Source organism: Streptomyces roseirectus, assembly GCF_014489635.1.
Lineage (GTDB): Bacteria > Actinomycetota > Actinomycetes > Streptomycetales > Streptomycetaceae > Streptomyces > Streptomyces roseirectus.
Genome location: NZ_CP060828.1, coordinates 8958713 through 8985495 on the forward strand (window position 1 = coordinate 8958713; position 26783 = coordinate 8985495).

At 73.2% G+C, this 26783-nt stretch carries 19 protein-coding genes and 4 pseudogenes; 9 read left to right on the forward strand and 14 right to left on the reverse strand.

Going from position 1 to position 26783, the window contains the following annotated elements:
• Positions 1 to 64 precede the first annotated feature (64 nt).
• The 4 genes and pseudogenes from IAG44_RS38715 (at position 65) to IAG44_RS38730 (ending at position 4993) form a co-directional block, all read left to right on the forward strand.
• Positions 65 to 1708, forward strand: a complete 1644-nt coding sequence (locus IAG44_RS38715) for a (2,3-dihydroxybenzoyl)adenylate synthase (RefSeq protein ID WP_281404322.1) — start codon at positions 65 to 67, stop codon at positions 1706 to 1708.
• Positions 1705 to 3102: a salicylate synthase gene (locus IAG44_RS38720; RefSeq protein ID WP_187751729.1), complete on the forward strand. Its 1398-nt coding sequence runs from the start codon at positions 1705 to 1707 to the stop codon at positions 3100 to 3102. Before IAG44_RS38715 ends, IAG44_RS38720 begins: the two co-directional genes overlap by 4 nt.
• Before the next feature lie 923 nt (positions 3103 to 4025).
• Positions 4026 to 4633, forward strand: a pseudogene (locus tag IAG44_RS38725) (response regulator transcription factor).
• 147 nt (positions 4634 to 4780) lie between these two features.
• The gene (locus tag IAG44_RS38730) at positions 4781 to 4993 is read left to right on the forward strand and encodes a peptidoglycan-binding domain-containing protein (protein WP_187751730.1); all 213 of its coding nucleotides are present in this window, start codon (positions 4781 to 4783) and stop codon (positions 4991 to 4993) included.
• Positions 4994 to 5352: 359 nt separating this feature from the next.
• Here the strand turns inward: IAG44_RS38730 and IAG44_RS38735 are convergent, their stop codons facing one another.
• The 9 genes from IAG44_RS38735 to IAG44_RS38775 form a co-directional block, all read right to left on the reverse strand.
• Positions 5353 to 6582 (reverse strand): TIGR02679 family protein, encoded by a 1230-nt coding sequence (locus IAG44_RS38735; RefSeq protein ID WP_246562412.1) that lies wholly within the window; start codon positions 6580 to 6582, stop codon positions 5353 to 5355.
• A complete protein-coding gene (locus IAG44_RS38740) occupies positions 6579 to 10667 on the reverse strand; it encodes a TIGR02680 family protein (RefSeq protein ID WP_187751732.1) in 4089 nt (1362 codons plus the stop codon). Before IAG44_RS38740 ends, IAG44_RS38735 begins: the two co-directional genes overlap by 4 nt.
• On the reverse strand, positions 10664 to 11878 hold the full coding sequence (locus tag IAG44_RS38745) for a TIGR02678 family protein (protein WP_187751733.1): 1215 nt from the start codon (positions 11876 to 11878) through the stop codon (positions 10664 to 10666). Before IAG44_RS38745 ends, IAG44_RS38740 begins: the two co-directional genes overlap by 4 nt.
• Complete coding sequence (locus tag IAG44_RS38750; RefSeq protein WP_187751734.1) at positions 11875 to 13422, reverse strand: TIGR02677 family protein; 1548 nt, start codon at positions 13420 to 13422, stop codon at positions 11875 to 11877. The genes IAG44_RS38745 and IAG44_RS38750 overlap by 4 nt, the downstream gene beginning before the upstream one ends.
• Positions 13423 to 13551: 129 nt before the next feature.
• Positions 13552 to 14526: a polyprenyl synthetase family protein gene (locus IAG44_RS38755; RefSeq protein ID WP_187751735.1), complete on the reverse strand. Its 975-nt coding sequence runs from the start codon at positions 14524 to 14526 to the stop codon at positions 13552 to 13554.
• Between the two features lie 19 nt (positions 14527 to 14545).
• Positions 14546 to 15442 carry a phytoene/squalene synthase family protein gene (locus tag IAG44_RS38760; RefSeq protein ID WP_187751736.1) on the reverse strand — a complete coding sequence of 299 codons (897 nt, stop codon included), beginning with the start codon at positions 15440 to 15442 and terminating at the stop codon, positions 14546 to 14548.
• Between the two features lie 103 nt (positions 15443 to 15545).
• Complete coding sequence (locus IAG44_RS38765; RefSeq protein ID WP_187751737.1) at positions 15546 to 16391, reverse strand: ABC transporter permease; 846 nt, start codon at positions 16389 to 16391, stop codon at positions 15546 to 15548.
• Positions 16388 to 16993, reverse strand: a complete 606-nt coding sequence (locus IAG44_RS38770) for an ABC transporter ATP-binding protein (RefSeq protein ID WP_187751738.1) — start codon at positions 16991 to 16993, stop codon at positions 16388 to 16390. Before IAG44_RS38770 ends, IAG44_RS38765 begins: the two co-directional genes overlap by 4 nt.
• Before the next feature lie 147 nt (positions 16994 to 17140).
• A complete protein-coding gene (locus IAG44_RS38775; protein ID WP_187751739.1) occupies positions 17141 to 17671 on the reverse strand; it encodes a hypothetical protein in 531 nt (176 codons plus the stop codon).
• Positions 17672 to 17953: 282 nt separating this feature from the next.
• On the opposite strand from IAG44_RS38775, the gene IAG44_RS38780 reads away from it, so the two are divergent.
• A complete protein-coding gene (locus tag IAG44_RS38780; RefSeq protein WP_187751740.1) occupies positions 17954 to 19753 on the forward strand; it encodes a trypsin-like serine peptidase in 1800 nt (599 codons plus the stop codon).
• 27 nt (positions 19754 to 19780) lie between these two features.
• Here IAG44_RS38780 and IAG44_RS43915 read toward each other — a convergent pair.
• The 3 pseudogenes from IAG44_RS43915 to IAG44_RS38790 all read right to left on the reverse strand — a co-directional run.
• Positions 19781 to 19989 (reverse strand): annotated as a pseudogene (locus tag IAG44_RS43915) (ATP-binding protein); the annotation flags it as partial.
• A pseudogene (locus IAG44_RS43920) lies at positions 19958 to 20128 on the reverse strand (response regulator); the annotation flags it as partial. The pseudogenes IAG44_RS43920 and IAG44_RS43915, both read right to left, overlap by 32 nt.
• Positions 20129 to 20319: 191 nt before the next feature.
• Positions 20320 to 20936 (reverse strand): annotated as a pseudogene (locus IAG44_RS38790) (FAD-dependent oxidoreductase); the annotation flags it as partial.
• 341 nt (positions 20937 to 21277) lie between these two features.
• Between IAG44_RS38790 and IAG44_RS38795 the strand changes: the two are divergent.
• The 4 genes from IAG44_RS38795 to IAG44_RS38810 all read left to right on the forward strand — a co-directional run bounded on the left by IAG44_RS38795 (position 21278) and on the right by IAG44_RS38810 (position 25117).
• Positions 21278 to 22102, forward strand: coding sequence for a class I SAM-dependent methyltransferase (locus IAG44_RS38795; protein WP_246562413.1), 825 nt, complete (start codon positions 21278 to 21280; stop codon positions 22100 to 22102).
• A gap of 91 nt (positions 22103 to 22193) precedes the next feature.
• Positions 22194 to 22547: a hypothetical protein gene (locus IAG44_RS38800; protein ID WP_187751742.1), complete on the forward strand. Its 354-nt coding sequence runs from the start codon at positions 22194 to 22196 to the stop codon at positions 22545 to 22547.
• Positions 22548 to 22839: 292 nt separating this feature from the next.
• Positions 22840 to 23517 (forward strand): DUF998 domain-containing protein, encoded by a 678-nt coding sequence (locus tag IAG44_RS38805; RefSeq protein WP_187751743.1) that lies wholly within the window; start codon positions 22840 to 22842, stop codon positions 23515 to 23517.
• A 496-nt stretch (positions 23518 to 24013) separates the two neighbouring features.
• On the forward strand, positions 24014 to 25117 hold the full coding sequence (locus IAG44_RS38810) for a hypothetical protein (protein WP_246562414.1): 1104 nt from the start codon (positions 24014 to 24016) through the stop codon (positions 25115 to 25117).
• Positions 25118 to 25145: 28 nt separating this feature from the next.
• On the opposite strand, the gene IAG44_RS38815 is transcribed toward IAG44_RS38810, so the two are convergent.
• The gene (locus IAG44_RS38815) at positions 25146 to 25889 is read right to left on the reverse strand and encodes an N-acetyltransferase (RefSeq protein ID WP_187751744.1); all 744 of its coding nucleotides are present in this window, start codon (positions 25887 to 25889) and stop codon (positions 25146 to 25148) included.
• A complete protein-coding gene (locus tag IAG44_RS38820; RefSeq protein ID WP_187751745.1) occupies positions 25889 to 26755 on the reverse strand; it encodes a class I SAM-dependent methyltransferase in 867 nt (288 codons plus the stop codon). The genes IAG44_RS38815 and IAG44_RS38820 overlap by 1 nt, the downstream gene beginning before the upstream one ends.
• Positions 26756 to 26783 lie beyond the last annotated feature (28 nt).

Here is a 26783-nt window from a genome sequence, read left to right on the forward strand (position 1 = left end):
CTACAATACTTTCGGGGCCGGGAACAAGTCCCCGGCGAGAACGTCACAGAAGGGATGGATCCACGTGCTCGACGGCTGTACGCCCTGGCCCGATGAACTCGCCGCCCGCTACCGGGCATCCGGCCACTGGCGAGGGGAAACGTTCGACCGGCTGCTGCGCGCCTGGGCCCGCGCCCACCCGCACCGCACCGCCCTCGTCCACCGCGAACGGCGGCTGAGCTACGCCGGTCTTGAGGCCGCCGCCGACCGTGTCGCGCGCAGGCTCGCCGGGCTCGGGATCGCGGCCGGGGACCGGGTGGTCCTCCAACTGCCCAACATCCCCGAGTTCTTCGCCGTGTTCTTCGCCCTCCAGCGGCTCGGCGCCGTGCCCGTCCTGGCGCTCCCGCTGCACCGGCGCAGCGAGATCGTCCACCTGTGCCGGCTGTCCGAGGCCGTGGCGTACGTCGTCCCGGACGTCCACCAGGGCTTCGACCACCGGGAGTTGGCCGCCGAGGCGCTGAAGGAGGCCCCCGGCCTGCGGCACGTCCTGGTCGTGGGCGACCCGGGCCCCCACACCCCGCTCGACGGGCCCGGCACCGACGTGCCCGCCGGCCCCGACGACCCCTCGGACGTGGCGCTGCTGCTCGTCTCCGGCGGCACCACCGGCCTGCCCAAGCTGATCCCGCGCACCCACGACGACTACGCGTACAACGTCCGCGCGAGCGCCGAGACGTGCCGCTTCGGACCGGACACCGTCTACCTCGCCGCGCTGCCCGTCGCCCACAACTTCGCGCTCGGCTGCCCCGGCGTCCTCGGCGCCCTGCACGCGGGCGGCACGGCGGTCCTCACCGACGAACCCGACCCCGACGCCGCCTTCGCCCTCATGGAACGCGAACGCGTGACCGCGACCGCCCTGGTGCCCCCGACCGCCCGCATCTGGGCGGCGGCGACCGAATGGGCCGAGGCGGACCTCACCGCGCTGCGGCTCCTCCAGGTCGGCGGCGCCCGCCTGCTGCCCGAGCACGCCCAGCAGGTGCGCGACGCCTTCGGCCCCGTCCTCCAGCAGGTGTTCGGCATGGCCGAGGGCCTGCTCAACTACACCGAACCCGACGCCCCGCAGGACGTCGTCCTGCACACACAGGGCCGCCCGCTGTCCCTGGACGACGAGATCCGCGTCGTCGACGAGCACGACCGCGACGTCCCGCCCGGCACGACCGGACGGCTCCTCACCCGCGGCCCCTACACCCTGCGCGGCTACTACCGCGCCGACGAGCACAACGCCACCGCCTTCACCGCCGACGGCTACTACCGCACCGGCGACCTCGTACGGCGCACCCCCACCGGCCATCTGGTCGTGGAGGGCCGCGTGAAGGAGCAGATCAACCGCGGGGGCGACAAGGTGGCCGCCGCCGAGGTCGAGGAACAGCTCGCGCACCACCCGGCGGTCCTCGACACGGCCGTCGTGCCCGTCCCCGACGACCTGCTCGGCGAACGCACCTGCGCGTTCGTCGTCCCCAGGCCCGGCGCCACCGCGCCCGGCAGGAACGAGGCCGCCGCCTTCCTCCGCGAACGCGGCCTGGCCCCGTACAAGGTCCCCGACCGGATCGAGACGCTCGACGCCCTCCCGGTGACGGCCGTCGGCAAGACCGACAAGAAGGCACTGACGGAACTCGCCCGCAAGCTCGCCGCCGGAGGTTCGGCGCGCAAGGAAGGGAACCCCCGCTCATGACCAGCCCCACCACGATCGCCGGTACGTCCTGGGAGGGCTGGGCCGAAGCCCTGCCCCCGTCGTGTCCCGAGCACGTCGTCGAATCCCCCGCCGACCCGGCGGAGGCCGCCGTGCGCCTCGCCGGCTCCGGCCTCGGCGGCGAGTACGTCGTCTACGAACGGGCCGGGACCTGGACCTACGCCGCCGCTCCCGCCGCGACGCTCACCCTGGACGCCGAGTCGGTCGTCGCACGCTGCGGGAACCAGGCGGTGGTCCAGCCCCTCGGCGCGGCGCCGCTGGAGCAGGTCGCCGAGGCCCTGGCCCGGCTGCCGCACCAGGACTGGCGGGTGTACGGCTGGGCCGCCTTCGAACTCGCCCACCTCCTGCACGCCGACACCGGGAACCCCGGGGACGCCCCCCTGCTCCACCTCATGCTGCCGGCCATAGAGGTCACCCTCACCCCGGGCACGGCACGCATCCGGACGGCCGACCCGGAACACCTGCCGCTCCTCGCCAAAGCCCTGGCCGGTTCCACGAGTTCGGCCGGCACGGGGCTCACCGACGCGGAGAACCTGGTGCGGTCCGCGCCGGGCCCCTACCGGCACGCCGTCGCCCGCACCGTGGCCGACATCCAGGCCGGGCTCGTCCAGAAGACCGTGCTCTCCCGCCCCCTGCCCCTCCCCTCGGCCCCCGATCTGGGCGCCACCTACCTCACGGGCCGCCGCGCCAACACCCCCGCCCGGTCCTTCCTGCTCGACCTGGGCGGCTGGCGGGCGGCGGGCTTCAGCCCCGAGACCGTCGTCGAGGTCGAGGCGGCCGGCCGCCGCGTCTCCACCCAGCCGCTCGCCGGCACCAGAGCCCTCGGCACGAACGCCGAGGACACCGCGCGGCTGCGCGCCGAACTCCTCGGCGACCCCAAGGAGATCCACGAACACGCGCTCTCCGTGCGCCTCGCCGTCGACGAACTCACCGCGATCTGCCGCCCGGGCACGGTCGTCGTCGAGGACTTCATGACGGTCCTGGAACGCGGATCGGTCCAGCACCTCGCGTCCCGCGCCGCCGGACAGCTCGCCGAGGACCGCAGCCCGTGGGACGCGTTCGCCGCGCTGTTCCCCGCCATCACCGCCACCGGCTGCCCGAAACCCGAGGCCCTGCGCACCATCAGCCGCCACGAGAGCGAACCGCGCGGGCTGTACGCCGGAGCCGTGTTCACCGCCGACGCCGCCGGCTCCCTCGACGCGGCACTCGTCCTGCGCACGGTCTTCGAACGCGACGGCCGCGGCTGGCTGCGCGCGGGCGCCGGGATCATGGGCCAGTCGACCCCCGAGCGCGAATGGGAGGAGACCTGCGAAAAACTCCGCAGCGTCGCCCCGCACCTGCACCTGCGCCCGGAGACACCGCCCGCGCAACCATGACGAACGCCGGGCCGGTCCGGTGTCTACGGGGACGAGGCTGATCGTCACGACGGTCGGCAGGAAGCCGGAGGCGGTCCGCGCGGTGAGGGCGGCCGGCAGCACGATCAGCACCGGCCAGGCCGCGCCGTTCTCCCGCCTCCTCGCTCCCGGCCGCCGCGCTCCTCCTGCCCCCCCGGACGCCGGCCCCCGCCGCACCCACCTTCCGAACAGTGACCCTCGGTGGACGTGCGCCCGCCCGGCCCCCCGCTGAGGGAGGACCGGGCGGGCGCTTCGGTCACGTCGGGCGGTTACCCGGCGACGACCGTCCCCGTCAGCGGTGCGTACCACGTCGATCTTGAGCTTGGTGCCGTCACCGCCGTTCCAGCAGCGGGCGTTGACGCCGAGTGTGCTGCTGCGCGGGACGAAGTCCTGCGTGGCACTTGGTGGGCTTGTGGCTCTTCGGGCCCCAGACCAGGTGCCAGCTCGCCTTCGCGGCGGAAGCCTCGGTCTGCGAGGTGGCGCCGCTACCGCGAGCCCGGTGCCCAGCGCCACGGTGGCCGTCGCCAGGGCGAGGCTCTTTCGTGCCGTCATCGTGTCGAATCCTTTCCCGGACCACGGCCGGGTTCCCCCGTCGGGCCCCCGTGTCGACCGTGTCCGCGCGGCGCCCCGGGCCGCGTCCGGCAGCGGGTTGAACTCCCCGCAGGCCCGCGGCGGTAGGCGCCTGGTTCCTGCGTCTTTCGCGGTACCGCGGGAGTTTGACGTCCCGCCACCCGCCCCGCGGTTACGCTGCGGCAATGCGGATCCGTCCCCCGGTCCGGGCCGGCCCGGCAGCCGACGCGCTGATCGCCGCGGCGCTCGCCGGCGTGGCCGTGCTCCTCGGGCAGGAAGCGGCTGACTCTGCCCACCTCCGCGCAGGCCGCGGGCGAAGGGGGAGACGCATCGGGATGACCAGGGTGCTCGTCGTCGACGACCAGTTCCTGATCCGCGCCGGACTGGTGGGGCTGCTGCGCGCGGCACCCGGCATCGAGGTGGTCGGCGAGGCGGGCGACGGCGAGGAGGCCATCGCCCTGGCCGCACGGACCCGTCCCGACGTGATCCTCATGGACATCCGGATGCCCGGCATGAGCGGCGTCGCGGCCACCGAGAGGATCCTCGCCGACGCGCCGGACCCGCCGCCCCGCGTCCTCGTCCTGACCACCTTCGACCTGGACGAGTACGTCTACGGCGCCCTGCGCGCCGGCGGGGGAGACGCGCTCTTCGCGCCCAGCGTCACGCGCCGCCTGGTCGAGGCGTTCGCCCAACGGGCCGCGCACACCGGACGGACGAACCCCCGCCCGATCTGGGCGCGTTGACCGCGCGCGAGGTGGAGGTGCTGCGGCTGACCGCCAGAGGGCTGTCCAACCTGGAGATCGCCGGTGAACTGTTCATCAGCGAGGCGACCGTCAAGACGCACCTCAACCGCACGATGACCAAACTGGACCTGGGGAGCAGGGCGCAGGCCGTGGTGGTGGCGTACGAGACGGGGTTGGTGACTCCACGGGGCGCGCGCTGACGGGGGCACTGCTGCGTACGCGGGGTTCCGGCACCGCCCACCGCGTCGGGGGCGACCGCGCTGACCGCCGTCCCGGCGACGGCCGCGCCCACGGCGACCCAGGCCGACCAGGGGAACCAGGCGTGGTACTGCGGGTACGACAACCGGGTGACGCCGCCCACCATCCGGCAGGGGAACAGCGGCAACACCGTCCGTGAGGCCCAGTGCCTGCTGGTGTTCCGGGGCTACAGCGTGGGTCCGTCCGGCATCGACGGGATCATCGGCCCCATCACCTGGAACCGGCTGCGCAACGGCTGCCGACGACCACGAGGACCGCCGACCTCCTTCCGCGAGGGGGGTCGGTTTCGCAGAGGAAGGTGAGCCATGACCGCATCGGCCCGCCGCAAGAACGTGTACGCGATGGCGGCCCTGCTGGCCGTGACGACGACGGCCGGCCTGACCGGGGCGGATCCGGCCGGGGCGGCCCCTCCTACGGCGGCGAACGTCACGCACGCCGAACCCGCCCAGTGCCCGTACACCGGGAACCATCCCGTCCTCGGACCGGGGACGAGCGTCAGCCCTCCGGCGCTGCGGCACCTGTACTGCCTGCTGGGGGCGTGGGGGTACGAACTCCCGCCGTTGGACGGGATCTACGGCCCGCGCCTGGCCGCCATCGTCAGGTCGGAGACATGGGACGCGCTGCACGCGGTGCCCGAGAACTCATGCGTGATACCTCGTCGTCACGGTGCGAGGTCGGACAGAAGGGCGTCCAGGACGGTCTCCTCCTCGATGCGCAGGCCGAGTTCGCGGAGGGCCGGTGCGAGGGCCGGGTCCCACGGGGCGTCGGTGGGGGTGCCGGTCAGGGGTGGGGCCAGTGGGACGGCGGCGGCCGCGGCGCGGTAGTCGGCGGTGGTGTAGCGCCAGGGGCTCCAGGGGACGTGGCGCAGCAGGGTGCCGGCGATGCGCAGGCCGCCCCAGTCGAAATCGCCGTGGTAGCGGAGCCGGGATCCCCGGGCGTGGAGGTGGCGCAGCAGGGTGAGGGCGGCGGCTGAGGGCTGGCCCTGGAGGCAGACGAGGGGTGGGCAGAGGGGGCCGTGGAGGTCGGCGGCGGTCGCGAGGACGGCGGGGTTCTCGCAGACGTGGACGACCGCCGGTGCCGTGCTCGGCGGGGTGCGGGTGAGCTGGCGCAGGGTCAGGACGGCCGGCTCGCCCGCGTCGGTCGTCCAGTCGAGCGCGGGCGTGCCGCGCAGGCCGAGGGTGAGGACGGTCGAGGAGAGCGCGTCCCGCAGCAGACCGGCCGACGCCCACGCCTCACGGCGCCACTCGGCACCGGACCCGTCCGGGAAACCGGTGAGGGCACGGACGCCGGAGTGGACGAGTGTGGCGAGCGGGGTCCCGTCGTCGAGGGCGTGGGCGTCGCCGAGGAGGTCGGCGGCGAAGGCGGACAGGGACACGGCCGGGACGGCGGGCAGGGCCCGCAGGACGGTCACGGCGTCGGCGAGGAGGGCCCGCGCCGCCGGCGGGGTGCGCGCGAGGCGGCGGACGAGGCCGTCCCCGCGCAACCGGCCGGCCCAGTCCGCGAGTTCGGGCGGGAGCGCGGCGAGCGGCGCGTACGCGTCCTGCCAGGCGCTCGCCTCCCGGGCGCGGACGTCGGCGAGGCGGGGGACGGGGCCGGTGAGGGCGGTCACGGCCGGGGCGAGCCCGCCGGGGCTGATGCCGGAGCGGCGCAGGACGGCGTCCACCGCGTCCAGACGCACGGTCAGCGACCGTCCGGCGCCCGGGGCCCGGCCCAACAGGCGCTCGGCGGCGGCCCGTTCGGCGGCGGAGGGCGCGGCCAGGGTGACCGGCCCGGTGAGGGGTTCGTCCCGCTCCATGCGACGGCGTACGCGCTCGACGAGCCAGCCGAGCCCGGGGTCGCCCAGCAGGCGGCCGAGCCGGACGCGGTCGACACCCGGGCCGGGCGCGCTCACGCCCACAACCGGTCCTGGCCGGGACCGGCGTCCTCGAAGACCGCCGGCCGGTGCTCCGGTTCGGTGCCGCGCAGGCGCTCGGTCCCGTCCCACTCCCAGCGGGTCACCAGGACCGCCGCGATCTCGTCGACGCGGGAGAGCTGGGCGATGGCGATCCCGGGGACCTGCGGATAGCAGGCCCACTCGCGCTCGGACGTCATCACCACGTCCAGGTCGAAGGCGTGCAGCAGGCCCAGGCACTTGGCGCGCGAGTCGTCGTCCACGCCCGCGAACGCCTCGTCGAGGGTGACCAGGCGCGGGGCGTCGGGGGCGGCGGTGGCGTAGTGGGAGGAGGCGGCGGCGAACAGCGGGACGGACATGGCGAGGACGCGTTCCCCGCCGGAGGCCGGTCCGGTGGCCGGGACCCAGGTGCCGTGCTGGTCGCGCTCGACGCCGAACTCGTGCCAGGCGCGGTAGTCGAGCGCCGCGGTGAGGACGTCCAGCCAGCCGCCCGCCGCGTCGTCGCTCTGCCGGCGGGCGATCTCGGCCTGAAGGAACTCCCCGACCTCCGCCCGCTCCTCGGGCGCCCACGCGTCCGCCGACTGCCGCAGCCGCTTGCGCGCCTGGGCAAGACCCGCCGGCGCCTTGCGCGAAGGACGCCACACCAGCCGCAGCCGCATCCCGGTGGACGTGGGCCGCTCCTCCAGCTCGGCGTTCATCGCCGCCACCTGCCGCTCGGCCGCCTGGATCAGCTCCTGCAAGGTCCCCGCGACCTCCGTCAGCAGGTGGGTCTCCAGGATCTCGCGTTCGTGCGCGGACAGGATGCGCGCCAGCTCCGACACCTCCGTGGCGAGCGCCCCGGCCAGTTCGGGAACCGTCCGCCGGCGGCCCTGGTAGACGATGTCGACGACCATGCCGTCCTCCACCATGGTCGCGGCGGCGGTGTGGCCGCCGCGCGAGAGGGCGTCCTGGAGCTTCTTGTACTCCTCGCTGAGCCGTTTCTGCACCCGCTCCCAGGCGCCGTCGGAGTCGTCGGTGGCCGAGAGCCGCGCCTCGACGCTCCGGGCGAGCGCGATCGCCGGGGTCGCCGCCCACGGGCCGCCGTCCAGCGCGGGTACGGCCGTCTCGGGCAGGGCGACGGCCAGCAGACCGGTGCCCGCGAACCGCTGGAGCGCGGCGACGGCCTCCGCGCGGGAGGCCGCGGCCTCGCGCACGCTGTGCTCCAACTGCTCGATACGGCCCTCGGCATGGCCGACACGGCGGCCGGCGGCGGTGTGCTCCTCGCGCGCGCGGCGCTGCTCGCGCTCGCACGTGACCAGCGCCTCGGCGGTGGCGGCCAGCAGCCGCTCCAGTTCGGCGACGGCGGTGCCGACCGTGGCCCGCAACGTGGTGTGCCGTTCGTCGGCGGCGGTCGCGAGCCGGGCCGACTCCTCGGCCCGCAGGGCGAGTTCGGCCACCCGCGCGCCCGCGCGCTCAGCCTCCGCGCGCTCGTCGGCCACGGCCCGCCCGGCGTCGGCGCGCTCACGCAGCGCGGGCCACAGGGCGGCGAGGACGGCGGTGTAGTCGCCCAACGCCCGGCGCACGGCCGCGAGTTCCGTCCGGTCGGCGGGCAGGTTCACGGCGGCGGCCGTGTCGGTGAGTTCGACGGCGGCCTCGGCATCGAGGCCGGTCGCCGCCGCGAGTTCCGCAGCGCGTTCGTCCTGGCGTGCGCGGGCCCGGTGAGCGGCCTCGGCGGCGGCCGACGCCAGCGCGTGCGCGTGCCGCAGGGCGGCGTCGTCGGGGACGGCGGCCAGCTCGGCGTCCAGGGTGCGCCGACGCCGGGCCACCTCGGCGCGCTCGGCCGCCACCGCGTCCAACTGGCCCGCCAGCGTGCCGAGTTCATCGCGCAGGACGGCGATCCGGGCCCGGCGCGCCTCCTCGCGGGCCCCCTCACCGACGTACGCGGCGGACGGCTTCGACCAGCTGCCGGTCAGCGCGCCGACACGGAAGCGGCCGTCCACCGCCACCCACGTGTCGCCGAAATCGCCGGAGCCGAGGCCGATGGCCGCCAGGAGACGGGCCACCGTCCGCTCGCCGACCGCCGCGGCCCGTGGATCACCGTGGTCCACGGCCGGACGCAGCACCTCGGCGAGGGTGATCCCGGGGAGCGGATCGCCCGGCGACAGCAGCACGTCGTGTCCCTGCGCGCGCAGCGCGGTGCCGTCCGGGCACACCCAGGCGTCCAGCAGCCCGGACGCCTCCAACGCCGCCTCCAGGCCCGCGCGTTCACCGGCGCCGACCTGGTCGCGGAAGTCGACCAGACGCCACAGCGGCGCCCCGGGAACACCGTCGCGGACACCGGGAGTACGCGTGCGGGGTGCCGTGGGACCGGGCTGGCCGCCCGCCTCCAGACCGGCCAGCTCGCGCGCGGCCTCGGCGCGCCGGGCGTCCAGGTCGGACAGCCGCCGGCCGAGGACGGCCGCCTCGTCGGCCAGGTGCGCGGCGCGGGAGCGATGGGCGTCGGCGGTGTGCACGTGCGCGGGGGAGGGGCCGCGCAGGTGCGTGACCCAGTCCTGGAGGTCGTCAAGGAGGCCCGCCGGGTCGGCGGGCGCCAACTCCGTGCAGACCGCGAGGTGTTCGCGTAGCGCGGTGAGGAGTTCCCGGCCCGCCTCGGCGGCGGCGGACTCCGCCTCGGCCTGCCGCGCGGCGGTGTGCCCGGCCTCCGTCTGCGCCTCGTCCAGCCGACGGGCGGCGGCGCGCCGTTCGGCGGCGGCCTCCTCGGCACGCGCCGTCAGCTCCTCGACGTGGTCGAGGGTGCGCTGCCTGCGCGCCACCGACTCCCCGGCCGCGCGCCGCAGTTCGGGCTCCGGCGCGCCCTCGGTGCGCAGGTCACCGTCGAGGCGGGCGGCCGAGGCCGCCTTCCGCGCCTGGCCGAGCGTGTCCGCGACCTGCTCCTCGGCCGCCGTCAGCCGCCGTCCGGCCGTCCCGAAGCGGCCCAGGGCACGGGTGTGCGCCTGGGCGGCCTGCTCCCGGTCCCCCTCGGCGCGGCGCAGCTCACCGGCCGTACGGCGGGCCTCGGCCGCCGCCTGCTCCAGCTCCCGGGCACTGCGCATCTGCGGACCCTCACGCAGCGCGGCGTCCTGCGCCGTGAGGCGCGTGGCGCTCTCCTCCAACTCGGCGATCCGCCCGGCGATCAGCTCCCGCTCCTGCTCGGCCTGCGTGCGGTCGGCCTGGGCCTGGGTGAGGTCGCGGCCCAACTGCTCGTAGCGGGCGTGCTCGTGACGGGGCAGCCGGGCGCGGCGGCGGGCGGCGACCCGGGCGTAACGGCGGTAGTGGTCCAGGAACGCGGAGGCCGCCCGCTCGGCCTCGGTCGCCGCCCGCAGCTCCTCCTTCTCCTCGTCCAGGGACCGGAACGCCTCGGCCACGTCCGCGATCACCGCCTGGTCCATCGGCGGCAGCGCCTCGGTCAGGGCACGCGACAGCGCCGCCTCGTTGGGCCGCTTCGACAACTGCGGCTGGCGCAGCTGCACGAGCAGGTCCACCAGGGCCGCGTACCGGCGCTCACCCAGCCCGAACAGGGCCTCGTCCACCGCCCGGCGGTACGCCGTGGCCGTGTCGTACACCATGCCGCGCCCGGCGACCGCCTCCGCGAGCCGGTCGCGCGAGAGCGCGGTGCCGGTGGCGTCGAGCAGGCTGAGGTCAGCGCCGATCCGCTGGTCGGTGACGGCGTACCAGTGGCGGGCGATACCGCGCCCCTCCACCGCCTTCAGACCGCAGGCAAGCGTGAGGAAGTGGTCGCGTCCGTCGGCCTCGTCGCGGCGGCCGAACTCGATCCAGGTGTAGCCGAGCCGTTCGGAGTGCGGATGCTGCCCGCCCAGCAGCAGGTTCCACTCCATGCGCTTGCCCGGGTCCGCGTCCGGCTCCACCCGCCGCGCGGACAGGTCACCGTCCAGCAGGAACGGCAGGGTCAGCGCGAGGACCTTCGACTTGCCGGTGCCGTTGTTGCCCCGCAGCAGCAGCCTGCCGTCGCGGAACCAGAACTCCTCGGTGTCGTAGTAGAAGAGGTCGACCAGTCCGATGCGCAGCGGACGCCACCGGCCGGGCGCGGGAGGGGGCAGGACGGTCACTGCTGCTGCGCCTTTCGCGGAGATTCCTTGACGACGGTCTCGCCGACCGCGTACCGGGCCAGCGCCGGCAGCGGGGCGACGCCCCCGGGGACGACGGCGACCAGACCGAGCGCGGTCAGCTTGGCCAGCGCCAGCTCGACCAACTCGCCCTCGGCTCCCGGCTGCCGGGCGTTCTTGGACCAGAACCCGCCGTGCTCCACGGCCAGTTCCCGCACCCGGGACTCCAACTCCTCGCGGCTCACGGTGCTGTCGGAGGCGGCGAGGTGTTCGGCGAGCAGCAGCGTGACGTGACCGTGCGTGCCCTGCTCGGGCATCCGGACGTCGGTCAGGTCGTCCATCGGGTCGACCATGGCGATCCCCTCGGCCCGCACCTCCGCGACCAGCCCGGTCAGTTCGGTGATCCGGGCGGCGATGAAGGCCCGCTGCCGGGTCAGGTAGGCCAGCTCCTCGTCGGTGAGTTCGGCGTAGTACAGCACCGGATCGTCCAGCAGACGCCGGGTCAGCCGCTGGCGGATGGCGCGGAAGCGCAGTTCGTCGCTGTCCAGGGCGCTCTCGGCGGTCAGTTCGGCCAGCCGCTCCTCGAAACCCTCGGCGGTGATCAGGGACGGGCCGCGACGGGCGGCCAGCAGACCGGCCAGGACGCGGCGCCGCACGTCGTAGAGGACGTCGCCGGCCCCGCTGACGTAGGCGTCCTCGTCGCCGGCCACCCGCCGCAGCACCCCGTGGCGCAGGAGGAGGCGGACCACCGCCGCCAGATCGAGGCGTTCGTCGCGCCGCTCCAGCGTGAACGCGATACCGGCGGCGGCGAGATGGGGATCGGCGGCGTCCAGGACCACCTGCTCGGCGAGCCGGCCGAGCGCGATCTGCGCCTCACCCCGCTCCAGCGCGGCCAGCGCCAGGCACAGCAGCACATAGCGGCGCCGGGTGAAGGGGACGCGGGCACGGGACGCCTCGCGCGCCGGATGCGTGGCGTCGGCCAGGGTGCCGGGCGTCCGGCCCAGCCGGGCCGCCTCCGCGTCCACCCGCAGCGGCCAGCCGGTGTTGCGGTCGAACCAGTCGCGCAGGTCACCGGCGTGCCGGCGCACCAGCCGGAACTCGTCCGCCTGCGGACCGTCCGCGAGCAGCAGCGGCTCCTTCAGCAGGGCGCGGGCGGCCTTGTGGAACTCGGCGGTGCGCCGGCCCTCCAGCACCTCGCCCAGCGACGCGGTCATCGCCGGCCTTCCGCGGGGGTGATCTCGACGGTGTGGTCGGGGCCGCGGAAGACACCGCCGGGGGTGCGGATCTCGGCCGTCGTCCCGTCGGACAGGGCGGTGAGCCGGATCTCCATCGTGCCGTCGTTGCTGGTCGCGGTGGTCGTCCTCGTGTCGGGCCGCCAGGTGGCGAGGGCGTCGCCGAGCAGTTGGAGGAAGAGGCGGAAGGCGAGCGGGTCCAGTTCGCCGAGCGCGGACAGCCGGGTCGTGCCGCCGGTCGCGAGGCGGGCTCGGGCCGCCGCTATCTCCTCCGTCTGGCGCGCGGCGATCTCGGCGAGGTGGCGCCGCTGCGCGGAACGGTCCTGCACCCGGCGGGCCTTGCCGCGCCGCTCGTAGCTGCCGGTGCGGCGCAACTGGGGGCTGATCCGCAGCGGTTCGGCGCCGGCCCAGGAGGTGGACGCGGGCACCGGGCGGGCCGTGCGCCCATCGAGGGTGGCGGCGTCGACGGTGAGGTGACGCGCCGGGTACAGCCCGAACGCCGCCCGCCACAGACGGTGGCGCGCCGCGTCGTCGGGGGCCTCGGCGAACCAGCGGGCCAGGGCGCGGAAGTCCGCCGAGCGGTCCGAACGTCCGGCCCGCCGCTCGTTCAACTGCCGGACCACCGCCAGGAGTTGCGGGATCGCCCCGAGGGCGCGGCCCCGCAGCAGCCTCGCCTGCGACTCGCGGCCGTCCGCCGACACGAACCAGGCGGCGAGCCCCGACCACTTCGCCGTCCACCGCTCGTACGCCCGCGCCTCGGCGCTGTCGGCCTCGTCCGGAGCGGCGTCGGCCGCCTCCCGGGCCGCCGCGAGACGCAGCAGCGCGCCGACCCGGTCGTCGTCCTCCAACTCGCCGATGAGCGCCGCGATCCGCCCGCCCAAGGTGATCAGGTCCTGGATGAACCGCTCCAGGTACTGGATCAGCCGGTCCTTGTAGGCGAGGAACACCTCGATGTCCACGTCGTGCAGGTCGATCGTGCGCTGGAGGGACCCCATGAACGCGCGCGCGTTCTCCGCCAGTGCCTCGAAGCGGGCGGTCAGCGTGGACAGCGCCAGGTGCGCCTTCGCCGCGTCCGGCTCCTCGGCGATCACCACGAGGGTTTTGAGCTGCGTGACGATGTCGTGCAGGGCCACCGCCTGGAGCGCGCCGCGCCGCCCCAGCGCCTCGTCGTACACCGACAGCGCCTGCTCCGCCGCCTCCCCGGCCCGGGTGAGCTGGTAGATGAAACGCTTGCGGTAGAAGTCCTCCACCGCCGTGACCCGTGACGTGTCCGGATCCGCCCGCAGGTTCCCCCATCCGACCAGGCGGTCGAGGGCGGTGGCCACGGCGTCCGGGTCGGCCGGGCGGTGCTCCGGCGCCAGCGCCGCATACACGTCCTCCGGCCGCAGGTGCACCGCGAAGCGCTCCTTGGCCACGAGGAACGCGCTCATCACCCGGCGGTAGAGGGGGGCGTTGGGCGCGGTGAGGTGGGCGAAAGGGGCGTATCCGGTTGCGGTGCGCGGGGGTTCGGGAGGCGTCGACGTCATCGTCCGTGCATTCTCCCTTACGCGTTCACCGGTCCCGTAGCTGTGGTCATATTGTCACTCACGGCGATCTGGGGTCCGGCTCGTGCTGGGGGGAGTTGAGGCGGCCACCGCGCCGGTCCCCGTCCCCGCTCAGTACTGACGGTCGGCTGCTGACGTGGCCAGTTCGGCGAGCCGGGTGGAGCGGGGCAGGCCGGTGAGCTCGGCGCGTGCCTGTTCGGCGCAGGTGGATGCCATCCGGGCCGCCTTGGCGAGAGCGCCGGTCCGGGTCAGCACGGCGAGGATGTCCCGGTGCGCGGTGACGGGGTCGGTGCCGCCGTGGAACAGGGCGGTGAGGCGGTCGCGGTCGGTTTCGTCGGCGGCCTCGTAGGCGAGCAGGACGGGCAGGGTGGGCTGGAGGTTGGCGACGTCGCTGATGGCCGTCTTGCCGGTGATCCGGTCCTCGGCGGTGTAGGGGAGCAGGTCGTCACGGATCTGGAAGGCCATGCCGAGCTGTTCTCCGTACCGGCGCAGGGCCTGGTGCTGCCGCGGGGGCGCTCCGGCGAGGATCGCCCCGGCCTGGCAGGCGGCGCCGGTCAGCGCGGCGGTCTTGGCCCGCATGACGTCCAGGACGGTCGGTACTCCGCAGGTCAGGTCGCCGCGGATCTCGGTCTCGCGCATGAGGCCCTGGCACATGTGCCGCAGGGCGTCGACGGTGACGCGCGCCGCGTGCAGTACGGGCTCGGCGGGTCCGCAGGAGAGGAGGGCCGCGAGTCCGGCCATCGACAGTCCGTCGCCCGCCACCAGGGCTTCGGCCAGGCCGTACTGTTCGATGGTGGAGGCGCGCCCGCGACGCACCGGGTCCTGGTCGATGATGTCGTCGTGGACGAGGCTGGCGACATGGAGGCATTCGATGCCGGCGGCGAAGGCCAGCACCTGGTCGGCGGTGCCGCCGACGGATTCGGCCGACTCCATGCACAGGACGGGGCGCAGGAGCTTGCCCGTCGGGAACAGCGCGTCCAGGCAGGCTAACTCCAGCAGGCTGTCCCCGCTGCCCACCCGGCGCAGCAACTCGGCTTCCAGGAGCGGGATGTGTGTGCCGTCGGCTGAGGTCACGGCTACGGACATGACGGGTTCCTTTCGATGGTCAGCAGGGGATGACGGCGTGCATGACGGGGCGCCACACGTCGAGGAAGTGGCCCAGGGGCGGTTGGACCGGCCGGTGCAGCACGTCCTGTCCCGCGGCCGGGACACCGGCCGCGAGCAGCATGAAGTGCTTGCTCACCGCGCGGGTGAAGGGGCCGACGGGGGTGCGGTCCAGTTCAGCGGCCAGGGCGGGCAGCCGGTCGGTGACGCGCGCGGCCTCGAACGCGACGAGGTCGGCCATGGGCGGTGTCCACCGCTTCGCCTTGACGTCCTCGGGGCGCACCCCGAACCGGTCGAGATCCTCCAGCGGGAGGTACAGGCGGCCGTCGTCGAGGTCCTGCGACAGGTCGCACAGTACGTCGGCCAGCTGGCACAGTTCGGTGAACTCGCGCACCAGCGGCCGCACTTCGGAGAGTTCGGTACCGGCCATGGCCCACATGACGCCGTAGAACGTGCCGGCGCCGACCTGCACGGACCACCGGCACAGTTCCGCGTACGTGGCGAAGTCACGGAAGTCGACGTCGCGCCGCATCCCGGTGAACATGTCCTCGATCAGGGACAGCGGCATGCCCAAGGTCCGGTAGGTGTGCGCGGTCGCGTGCAGGACGGGATCGTGGGAGCCCTCGGCGCCGAATGCGGCCCAGGTGGCCTCCGTGAACTCGGCGAGCCGACGCCGGCGGTCCTCCGCCGGCCCGGTGTCCGCACAGGCGTCGGCACGGTACCCATGCGCCGTCAGCGCCGCCACATGAGGCCGTGCCGCTGCGGGCGTGATGCGCAGCGCGGCCCAGCCGGCGCGCCCTCCGTCCAGACCGGATGCCTCTCGCGCGCACACCATGTAGCAGTGCCGAAGGACGGGATCGGTGATTCCCGCCGCGTCCAGCCATCGCCTCACCAGCATCTGTGAACTCGTTTCCGCTCGACCGGCTCCCTTCCGGGGCCAGGGATTTGCTGCGCGTGCGTTCCTGCCGGGGCTCTTGTGAGCCGTCGCGCCGGGGCGTCGCTCAGCGGGGTGTCGACATGGTCCGGGCCGCGGGGCGCGCGGTTCGTCGGTGCCTGGGCGGCCACGGCGGACGCCAGGGTCGCCGTGCGGTCAGGGCGTCTTTGGTGCGGCGGTGGAAGGCGAGCAGGCCCAGGAGCGCGGCGCCGGCGAACCACAGGATCTGGACGGCCAGATCGCCGGGCAGGGGCCGGTGGGTGAAGCCCGCGGCGGTGGCGGCCTGCATCGTGCCGTAGGTGGGCAGGAACCGCACGGCCGCGCTCTTCGTGCCGCCGCCGGCCAGGGGACTTTGCAGGCCGACGTCGACGAGGCTGGTCATGACCAGGGCGAACATGCCCTCCACCTCCCGGCGCAGCAGGGAGCCGAAGACGACGCCGAGCGCGCCGTAGGTCATGGCTCCGCAGAACAGGGCCGCGGCGAGCTGCACAGGCTGGCGCGGGCTCCAGGCCGCGCAGATCACCGCGGTGGCGTAGACGGCGATGCTGCCGGAAGCCAGGGTCAACGACGTGGTCTTGGCCAGGACGAGATGGACGCGGGGGTAGCCGGCCATGGCCAGGCGGCGGTCGAAGCGTCCGCCGTTGAACGTGACGGCGAACATCATGAACCCGGTGATCAGGGTGACGGCGTTGAGGGCACCGGTGATCTGCGTGATCTGGTTGCCGGCCGGTGCCAGGAGCCGGCCGGTCGCGCGCAGCCTGAAGGTCACGTGCTGGCTGGGGATGACGGCGTGCGCCAGGCTGATCCAGGACGGGATGAACAGGGCGACCAGGACCATCGCGAGCCTGTTGCGGGCGTGCTCGATCAGGTCGAAGCGGGCCGCTGTCACGTACAGACGCAGGTGCCGCTTCACGCCGGCACCCCCGTTACCGGGTGCAGAAGGCCGACCTCAAGTCGCCATAACTCGTCCAGGCGTTCGGCGTCGTAGGCCAGGTGCGAGACGACCAGCACGGAGCGGCCCGCGTCCCGTAACCGTGCCGCCAAGTCCCAGAAACGCCGGTAGGTGTCCCAGTCGAAACCCTGGTAGGGCTCGTCCAGCAGCAGCACCTGAGGGTCATGCATCAACGCCAGCGTCAGGTTCAGTTTCTGACGGGTCCCTCCACTGAGCCGGCCGGCCCGCTCGTCGGCGTACTCCGTCAACCGCAGCACCTCCATGACCTCCTCCGCGTGCCGCAGATCCGACAGCCCCAGCGCCGCACGGAAGAACTGCAGGTGCTGCCGCACGGTCAGGGCGTCGTTGAGCACCACGTCCTGCGGGCAGTAGCCGAAACGGCCCTGATGACGGACCGTGCCCCCTAACGGGCGTAACTCACCGGACAGGATCTTCAACAGCGTCGACTTCCCCGCACCGTTCTCCCCGACGATCCCGGCCAGCACCCCGGGCCGCAGATCAAGGTCCAAGCCCCGCAGGACCTCCCGACGTCCGTACGCGTGACGCACATCCCGAACCTCCACTGCACCCCCAGGCCCGAAGACGGCGGCACGCTCCGACTGCTGACCACTCGCCTTCACCGCAAGGCTAGGCACCACGCACGCCCGAAGCCGGGGCAAGATCGCCGATTAGCCCGTCCGAGTGAAGGCCGCGTCGTAAACCGCGCTCGGTCAGAACGGTCTCGTCTGGTTCGACATCACTCTTCTTGACAGCTCTTCGTTCAGAAGCAGTGACTCGACATTCCCCGGAATTTCCGTACCACCGTGCAGGGCGAGGGAATCCCAGTCGTCGGCGTCGGTGACTCCCCGGTAGTCGCACACGAGCGCGAGGGTGGGCGTCGACACCTCGGACACGGCCGCCACGACGGCGGATTCGAACGTCCGGGCCTCTTCGGCGGTCAAGCCGTCCAGCCAGAACGTCTGGACTTCGCAGCCGAACGGTTGGTACTCGTACGAGGCGACGACATTGGTGTCGGCCGAGAACCACCAATTGATGGTGACGGACGGAATCCTGAGTCTGATGACCAGATCAAGTACTTTGAAATCAAGGGGAACATCATCACCGTCGACGTTGATCACACTCATCGCCTTGGTGGTCGGGTGCGCCAGAGTGACGCCGTACCGACCGAAAACAGCCACCTGGTCGGAAAGCACCGACTCGGCGCCCCTCTCCCGGTACCAGCGAATGAATCCGTCTCCCACGTTTACCTCTTCGGTAGATTGCCGCCGTGGCGAAGCAGCCTCCGACCGTACCTCTTCGGCTGCGTCTTGTCCCAGGTGAAAGGGGCGAGCGTCCAGGGTCTCGGGGTACAGCTTTGGGGCATGGGTGACGGCACATCCACGGCCCCCCATACTGCTGACTGAATGTCAGCTCGCGACGATTTACCGCTTTCTTGGCGCGAGTTGACCGGAATCGAAGGTTGGGTGGATAGCGTCGCGGTGTTTGTCGTTCGGTGTGGTCCTTGAGATGAGAAGACGGTCCTCTTGCGTTTCAGACATGGATGGCTGTCGGTTGTGGTGCTCGGGCTGAGTGCGGGCACGCTGGGCGCCGGTCCGGCATCCGCCGCCTCAGGACCGAGCCTGCGTGAGGAGGAGCGGTACTGGACGGCGGACCGCATGGTTGACGCCGTTCCCGCGGAAGCCGCGCCGCATGCCGTTCCGTACACCCTCGACGGCAAGACCGCCGTCCGGACGCCCCCGGCCGGTACCCCCGACCCCGAGCACTTCGCGGGGCACCCGACGGTCGGGACGTTCTTCTTCGACAGCAGACCGCTGGGCGGCAGGAGCACGTTCTGCACGGGGGGCGTAGTCCACACGGCGGCCAAGGACATCGTCCTGACGGCCGGTCACTGTGCGCTCGGCATGGTGAAGGCCACGCACCGGATCTTCGTGCCGAAGTACGTCAGCGGTAAGCCGGCGACCGCGCAGCCTTACGGGGTCTTCCCGGTGACGCGGCTGTACATCGACCCCCGGTACGAGGCGAACACCAAGAAGCCCGTCTCCGACCTCGATCTGGCGTTCGCGCAGGCGGGTCCCGACGGCCGGGGCAGGAAGATGGAGGACGTCACGGGGGCGCTGACGTTCACCCCGTCCACCGGATACACGCGCAAGGTCACCGTCCTCGGCTATCCCAGCGCCGACAGCGTCAACCCGCAGCACGCTCCCATCCGTTGCCCCGTCGTCACCACACGGCTCGCGGGGTTCGCCCAGCTGAGCATGGCCTGCACCGGCTTCTACGGCGGCGTTTCCGGCGGACCCTGGATCGAGAACTACGACCCCGCTCACGGAACCGGCAAGGTCATCGGCATCACCGGCGGCTACAACGGCGGCGGCAACGACACCGACGACCACTGGGTGAGCTACGCCCCGCTCTTCGGCAAGGACGCCAAGGCCCTCTTCGACGACGCCGCCGCCCACCGTGCGGTGAGCCCGAGGCCGCCGTACCAGCCGCCGACGTCCACCCCGCAGCCGCTCGTCTTCACCCGCGCCACCTGGAAGCACGCGGTGGGGATGACGGCGGGCTACTACACGGGCGGCTCCCGCCACATGGACCTGATCGTGCGCTGGGACGACGGTGAGGTCACCCTCTACCAGGGCGGCAACGACCCCGCGCACCCCTTCGTCGCCGAGTCCCGGCTCGCGGCGAGCAAGAGCATCTGGACCAAGGCCGTCTCCATGACGACCGTCAACACCGGCGGGACGACGGACGGACTGGCCGTGCGCTGGACCGACGGCGAGATGACTCTCTACCCCGGCGTCGACACCAAGGGCTTCCACGACGAGCGCCAACTCGCCCCACCTGGCACCGCTTTGTGGCGTGACAACGCCCGCCTGATGACCGGCGGACGCTTCACACCCGACGGCAACCGCGACGACCTCCTCGTCACCTTCAAGGACGGCCACGTCTCCCTCTTCACCGCCCTCACCGCGAACGGCCTGCGCAAGCAGACACCGATCACCCCCACCAACACCGTCTGGCCCCACGCCGGCCAGCTGACCACCGGCTCCTTCACCGGCGGTCCCACGGATGACGTCCTCGTCCGCTGGAGCGACGGCGAAACCACCCTCTACCCCGCCCTCACCGCCGGCAGCCTGCCTCCCGAAACCCAGCTCCGCCCCGCCAACTCCCCCTGGAAGGACGCCGCTGTCGTCACGGCGGGCGCCTTCACCGCCGACACCAGCGCCGACGACGTCCTCGTCCGCTGGAGCGACGGCCGGCTCAGCCTGTTCACGGACGTCGACGGCAACGGCCTTCACACCGAGACACCCCTCACCGCGAAGTGAGGGGTGAGCACGTTGGGTTGAAGCGCGTCACACGGGAGCGGGGACCCGGGGCAGGCGGAGTCGGAAGCAGGCGCCGAGGGTCTGGGGGTGAGGGTGAGGGTGCCCTGGTTGCGGTGGGCCAGGTCGCGGGCGATGGCGAGGCCGAGGCCGGTGCCGCCGTCTTCGCGGGAGCGGGCGTCGTCGAGGCGGACGGCGTTGTCGAGGAGGTTGCGCAGGAGGCGTTCGTGTTCGTCGGGCGCAGACCTTGTAGCCGTTGAGGCCGGGCAGCATCAGGTCCAGGACGACGAGGGAGTAATCGCCGGTCCGGGCCGTCCACAGATCCTGGCGTCCGTCATGGGCGAGGTCCACCTCGTCTTCGACCACGAGAATGCGCATGCGGTGCAGCCTCGCACAGCCCCGGACCGCCTCCCTGACCGTCCGGTCAGGTTGGATCAGCGGCCGGTCAACGAGGTCCGGGCACGCCCGGGGGGTTCCGCCGCCGCGACCGGGGTGGTTTCCGCCGCCGTCCCCGCCCGCCGGCACGCGCCGGGCCCGGCGAAAGCCGTGGTCGTCGTCGCGCCCCTGGCGCTGACCGTCGCGGTGAGTTCCGGGGCCCAGCCGTCGAGCTCCCGCGCGATGCGCGCGGTCGCGGCGGAGGGGGCGGAGAAGTCGACGGTGGCGAACCAGTCCTCCGGTCTGGACAGTGCGACGTAGGCGTGCAGCGTGGCACCGTTCTCCCGGTGAGCGGAGATCTCCTTGCCCGGCGAGGGCGCGAGCATCGACCCGTCGCCGACCACGCGTGACGCGCCGGCGTGCCGGGTGTCGGCGTCGAACAGGTACGTCTCGACGAACGAGGTGCCGGTGTACTCGGGTGTGGCGTCGGAGAGCTGGGGACGCACCCGTGACCAGGAGCCGTCCGCGCCGACCAGCAGACTTGTCACGGCGGCGGTGCCGTCGGCGAACCGGACCTCATGCGGCCCTCGCCGAGGGCACGGGTGCCGATCACCTTGTGCCCCCATCGGAGGGTGCCGTCGTGTTCGACGAGCCGCATCGCCTGGCGGCCTTCGAGGACGATCGCGCGGAACTCGTCCATGAGACCGGCGGACTCGAGGGCGAGCTGCCCGTTGTGGTCGTGGATGTCGAGCATCCCGCCCTGCGCGGGTGCGGCCGGGGAGGAGCCGGCCTCGTAGACCGTGACCGGGATCAGGACCCCGAGTGATCTCCGGCGGCCGTCGCCGAGACGGTGTCAGGACCCGCTTACAGACCGTCGACATCGGACCGACCCTCCCCGACGGACGACCGCCAGCCGGCCGACAGCGTGTCACGCCGCTTCTCCTCTTATCGCTCTCTCTGCCTATTGCTCCTCCTCGGTGGGTCCGTCGCACGGGTCGCGTGTGCGCGCCGACCGTCATGAGGTCCCGGCCTAGGCTCCGCTCCGCGCTCGTCGTCTTCGCCTCGATGACACCCCCCGACAGCGCCGGAGCAGGCCAGGCAGCAGGGCCCGGCGGGCTTCGGACGAGCTGTCAGTACCGAGAATCCCCCCCCGTGACGGAGTTGCCCGTGTCCCCGTACCTCTTCGACAACTCGGCCCCGCAGGGGGCTGATCGTTTCGCCGCCCTGGAGGCGGCCTACGACGCCGTCTCGCGGCGACAACTGGAACTCACCGGTCTCGCCGCCGGCTGGCGCTGCCTGGAGGTCGGCGGGGGCGGTGGCTCGCTGGGGAGTTGGCTGGGGGAGCGGGTGGGGCCGGGCGGCGAGGTGACCGTCACCGATCTGGATCTGCGCTGGGCCGTCCGGGGCGAGCGGCCGGACCAGGTGCGTCTGATGCGGCACGACATCGTCCGCGACCCGCTCCCCGAGGGCGCCTACGACCTTGTCCACGCCCGGCTGGTGCTGATGCATCTCCCGGACCGGCACCAGGTGTTGAACCGGCTCGTGACGGCCCTGCGTCCCGGTGGGTGGCTGGTGCTGGAGGACTTCGACTGCACGCCTGTGCGCGTCCTCAGCGACCCGGGTGGCGGCGCGGGACCGCTCTTCGAGAAGGTCCACGGGGCGGTGATGCGCCTCCTCGCCGGGGCCGGAACCGACCTCGGCTGGGGACGGCACGCACGCGGAGCGATGGCCAAGGTCGGCCTGACGGATCTCACGGAGTCGGAACACACGGAGGAGTGGCACGGCGGGGGCACCGAGATCTCCCTGCACCGCCACAACGTCGCCCAGACCACCGACCGTCTGACGTCCGACGAGGGCATCTCACCCGACGAACTGGCCCGCTTCGACACGCTGTTGGAGAATCCGTCCTTCGCCGTCAGCGCCTACCCGCTGATCAGCGTGCGAGGCCGCCGCCCACACCGGATGCTGTGCGTCTGATGACGCGTCCGGCCCGCTCCGGCCGGAACGAGGGGGAGCAGGCCCTCGCGGGCGGGACCCCGGCTGAGCCACGGCTCGCGGACGGGGCCAGGTGGACCTCGGGCAGGTCGAGCGGACCCTCGGCGGGGCCCCGATCGACGGCCGGCGGGCCCATGGGTGGGCCGCGTTCGAACTGGGCGCCGCGCTCACCGGCGCCGACCCGGGCACGCTGCTGCGGCTGGTCGCGCCGATGGACGAGGTCCTTGCCCGGTTCACGGACCCGGGCACCTGGCGGACACGGCCCGGCTCCCGCGCGCCGCCGACGGCGGTGCGGCCCCGGCACCGGCCGGGCGGATCGCGCTGCCTCTGGACGACACCGGCGACTACCGCACCACGGCGGAGGCGGATCCTTGCCCAACGAGCCGGAGTTGTGCTCGGAGCGCAAAACACCCGTCGCATCCGGTGACGAGGTGCGGGGCGGTCATCAGCTCCAGACCGGTCACGGTGGTCGATCCGCGCGGCACCATCACCCGGGCCCGGTTCGACGAGGTGGCCCTGCGGCAGTGCCACCGGTTGGAGCGCGTGGAGCACGTCCACACGGCGGCGCTACTTGTGATGACACGCGTTCCGCGGACTCCTGTTCCCCGACCGCGGTAGGGGGTCTGCCCCACCCTTTCCAGGGGGCTTGTCGGAGTGCTTGGGGCCGGCGCCGCATGATCATCTGTTCCCACGTCATTCGTGTGGTGAAAGGTGGACAGGTGAGAGTCCGGATCGGGTACTCGGCATGGATCGTCGGCGTGGTGCAGTTCTTCGTCATCCACCTGATCGTCGAGTCGGCGTGGGCCAGGCCGTACAGCTGGGCGCGGAACAACATCAGCGACCTGGGCAACGTGCACTGCGCTGTGCAGCCGGATCCTGAGCCGCGGTACATCTGTTCCCCCGAGCACGGCCTGATGAATGTCTCGTTCGTCGCGCTGGGAGCGCTGCTCGTCGTCGGTGCCGCCCTGACCGGTAGTGCCCTTTGGCGCCGGGGACGGGCCGCTGCCGTGGCGCGGATGCTGCTCGCCGCTGCCGGCGTGGGATTCGTGCTGGCCGGGCTGGCACCGGCGGACGCCGACGAGAACCTGCACATCCTGGGTGCCCTCTTCGTCATGGCGGCGGGCAACATCGGCCTCGTCGTGGCGGGGTCCGGCCTGGCGGAACACCTGCCGGCCACCCTGCGGTGGGGCACCAGCCTGCTGGGAGTCACCGCGCTCACGGCCTTCGGACTGTTCCTCTCCCACCACTACCTCGGCCTGGGCATGGGAGGCATGGAACGGGTCGCCGCCCTTCCCCTCCTGGTCTGGGCGCTTGCCGTCGGCGCCCATGGCCTCGTCCGGCGGGCGGGCCGTATGCGGGAGACGGTACCGGCGGGGCGTCTCAGCCACGCCGGTTGAGAGCCCTCGGCCGCAGGGGGAGCGGAGTCTGGCCGGAAGGGGCCGTCACCGGGTGCGGGGGTCTGCCGTTCACTTCTCGCAGGAGGGGGCGGACGAGAGGTGCAGCCGGTGCAGCGGTCTTCGCGGTATGTCCTGGTCGTCGCCGCGGCGGGCGTTTGTGGGCTTGCGGTGGCGGCGGTGCATGGGTTCACCTCGTTGCCGTTTGCCATGCTCGTGTACGTCGATGCGGTGGCCGGGTTCTGTTGGCTCGTCAGTGTCGTTCTGCTGATGCCGGGCCGGAGGGACAGGGAGGGGGCCGGCGAGGGGGTGGCGGGGCGCCGGCAGCAGCGTGCCGTGCGGTACGTCGACGACGGTGACGCGCTCGGCCGGTCCCGGTGGGGTCGGCACGGGCGTTGATTCGGCCAAACTCCCTTTACCGCGAGGTGAGTTGGGGTGTGCTCTGGGACGATGGCCGACGAGCAGCCCCGTCGAGGAACGTCGAGGAACGGAGTCCCGGGTGACGGATCGGCGTGTGAGTTCGGCCGTCATGACGCACCCCGTGCGCCTCGACCAGGCGAAGGACCTGATGGCCCGGCTGCGGCTCGACCGTCTGGCTCTCGACCCGGATCCGGAGGGCCCGCCCTCCGCCCTGCGCACCGCCCTGGTCGCCTGGTCGTCGGCGGGGAAGGGGGCCGGTCATCACCTGGTCGTGCAGGACGACATCGACGCGCCCGCCGAACTGGTGGAGATCGTCGCGCGGGCAGCCGACCGCTTCCCCGACGAGGCACTGGTCTTCTACACCAACTGGCACGCCCGCAACGGCGCGGCCTCCCGTCTCGCGGCGCTGGCCGGTGCCGCCTGGGTGCGGGCCGTCCCCGACGAGTTCACGCCCTCGCTGGCCGTGTGCCTGCCGGCCGAGACCGCCGTCGCGTTCCGCGACTTCGCCCGCGACAGCGACGAACGCCACGACGACGAACTGTTCTCCGTGTTCTTCCGGGGCCGGGGCCAGGGGCGGATGGGCCTGCTCGCCGTGCCGAACATCGTCGAGCACATCGGCACCAGCAGCATCAACGGCCACGCCACGCAGGGCATCCGGCTCGCCGTGTGCCCGACCTCGGCCGCCGACGCCGCGCCGCTGCTCGCGCGGGGCCGTGTCCTGGAGGACCCGGGGTGGGTCCCGTACATGCGCTACGGGGAGGGCTACATCCGGCTGGCCGGCCAGGAGCTGCGCCCTGACGGCGGACGCGGCCACCTGCGCTGGCGCGAGGCCCTGCCGGACACGGGGCTGACGGAGGAACTGGTCGACACCGCCAAGGACGCGCACCTGCCGCAGCCCCTCGCGGCGGAGGTCGCCCGCACGTTCGGCAGGCCCTTCGCCGAGGAACTGTGGACTCACTGCCTGCTGCTCGGCCGGCAGGCCGCCCATGCGGCCCGCCGTCTCGGCGGGGCCCCGGACGATGTGCCCGCCGACGCCCTCGACCGGTTGCGGGACTCCGCCGTCACCACCGCGGGCCCCGCCGGACTCCCGCCCGAACGCCGCCCCGAGGCGGGACCGGACGAGGTCCACGCGATGAAGGAGCTGGCCTGGAGCGCGGTCCGAGCGGGCGGACAACTCCCGTGAACCGACACCCGCGTACCGACCCCGCGAACTAGACCTTGTGGACGATCCACACCGCCGGCTCCCAGTACGCCCCCCGGTCGAGAGAGCGGTCCACCCGCAGCGGCGCGAGGCCGCCGGGGAACACGTACTCCCCGTCCTCCGGGAACGCGAGGCCCGTCCACTCCTCCCACTCGGCGACCGTCCCCGTGATCCGCGAGGAGTGCGCGGAGGCCGCCGCGACCGCGCCGCCCGCACCGACCTGCGTGCGGATCCACGGGTCGAACGGGGTCCCGTCGTCGCGGGTCCACGCCGTGTACCGGTCGATCGGCGTCAGGGCGTAGCGGTCCTTCCAGGTGGGCCGCACCGGGACCAGGACCGCGCCGAGCCCGGCGCGGCGGGCGGTGCCTGTCATCGCGTCCAGCAGCACCTTCGACAGGCCCCGGCCCTGGTGGTCCTCGGCCACCTCGATGCCGAGGGCGACGAGCGCGCCCGGTGCGCGGCCGGCGTCGCGGTCGGCGAAGGCCCGCGCGATCGAGTCGTCGAGGCCGGGGCCCAGGTCCGGTGCGGTGCCGTCCCAGGTGCGGGGCAGGGAGCGGCCCGCGCCGGCGATCACGTCGCGTTCGTCGTCGTACAGGAGGAACTGGAACTCCGGGAAATCCGTGAACAGCCGGTTCCAGTAGTCGCCGTTGATGTCGCCGTGCAGGTTGTACTCGGGGACCACGCCGGCGAACCGCTCGGGGACGCGGTCCCACAGGCCGGGCCGCTCCGAGTGCCGGACCAGGGCCAGGGCCATCAGCGCTCCCCGGGTTCGGCGGGGACCTCGACGTCCCAGACGACGACGATCGGCAGGCCGTCCCAGGCGGCGCGGGCCGCGTCCGCGATGACCTCCTCGTAACCGCCGGGCGCGAGACGCCCGTTGAACAGCGGCTCGTGGCAGGCCCGCACCCGCAGCCCCGCCGCGTGGAACGCCGCGAGATAGCTGCTCGGCAGATGGACGTGGTTGCGGACGAAGGCCAGCTCGGAGCCGCTGACGAAGTGGCACTGCCCCTGGAGGGCGATCACGAACGGGTGCATGTCCGTGACGACGATCCGCCCGCCCGGCCGCACCACCCGCGCCAACTCCGCGACGCCCGGGGTGAGGTCGGGCAGATGGGTCATGGCCAGCGAGCAGATCGCCAGGTCGACGCTGTCGTCGTCGAGCGGCAGCCGCTCCAGGTGCCCGGCGCGCAGCTCGGCCCGCGGGGCGTGCGCGCGGGCCTTGTCCAGCATCTGCGGGGACTGGTCCACGCCGATGACACGGTGCCCGCGCCCGAGGAGCGCCCGGGTCTGGCGCCCGGTGCCGCAGGCGGCGTCGAGGGCGACCCCGGGCGCGATGCCGTCGAGGATCTGGGCGACGACCGGTTCCTCCACCTCGATGTACGAGCTGGGCAGCGAGTCGTACACCGCCGACCAGGCCGCGTACCCCTGCGCGGCGTCGAGTTCGCTGACGGCGGCGCCGCCGTCCGGCAGTTTCTCCTCGCCCGGCTCGGCGAGCGCGAAACGCCGGATGTCCGCGACGCGCTCCCGGACGAAGGTCTCGTCGCCGTCCACGGCGTTGCGCAGGAGCGCCAGCCCCTGGATTCCCAGCACCAGTTCCCGTACGCGGAATTCACCGCTCATGCGAACCCCTCACCGATGTCACGCCGTC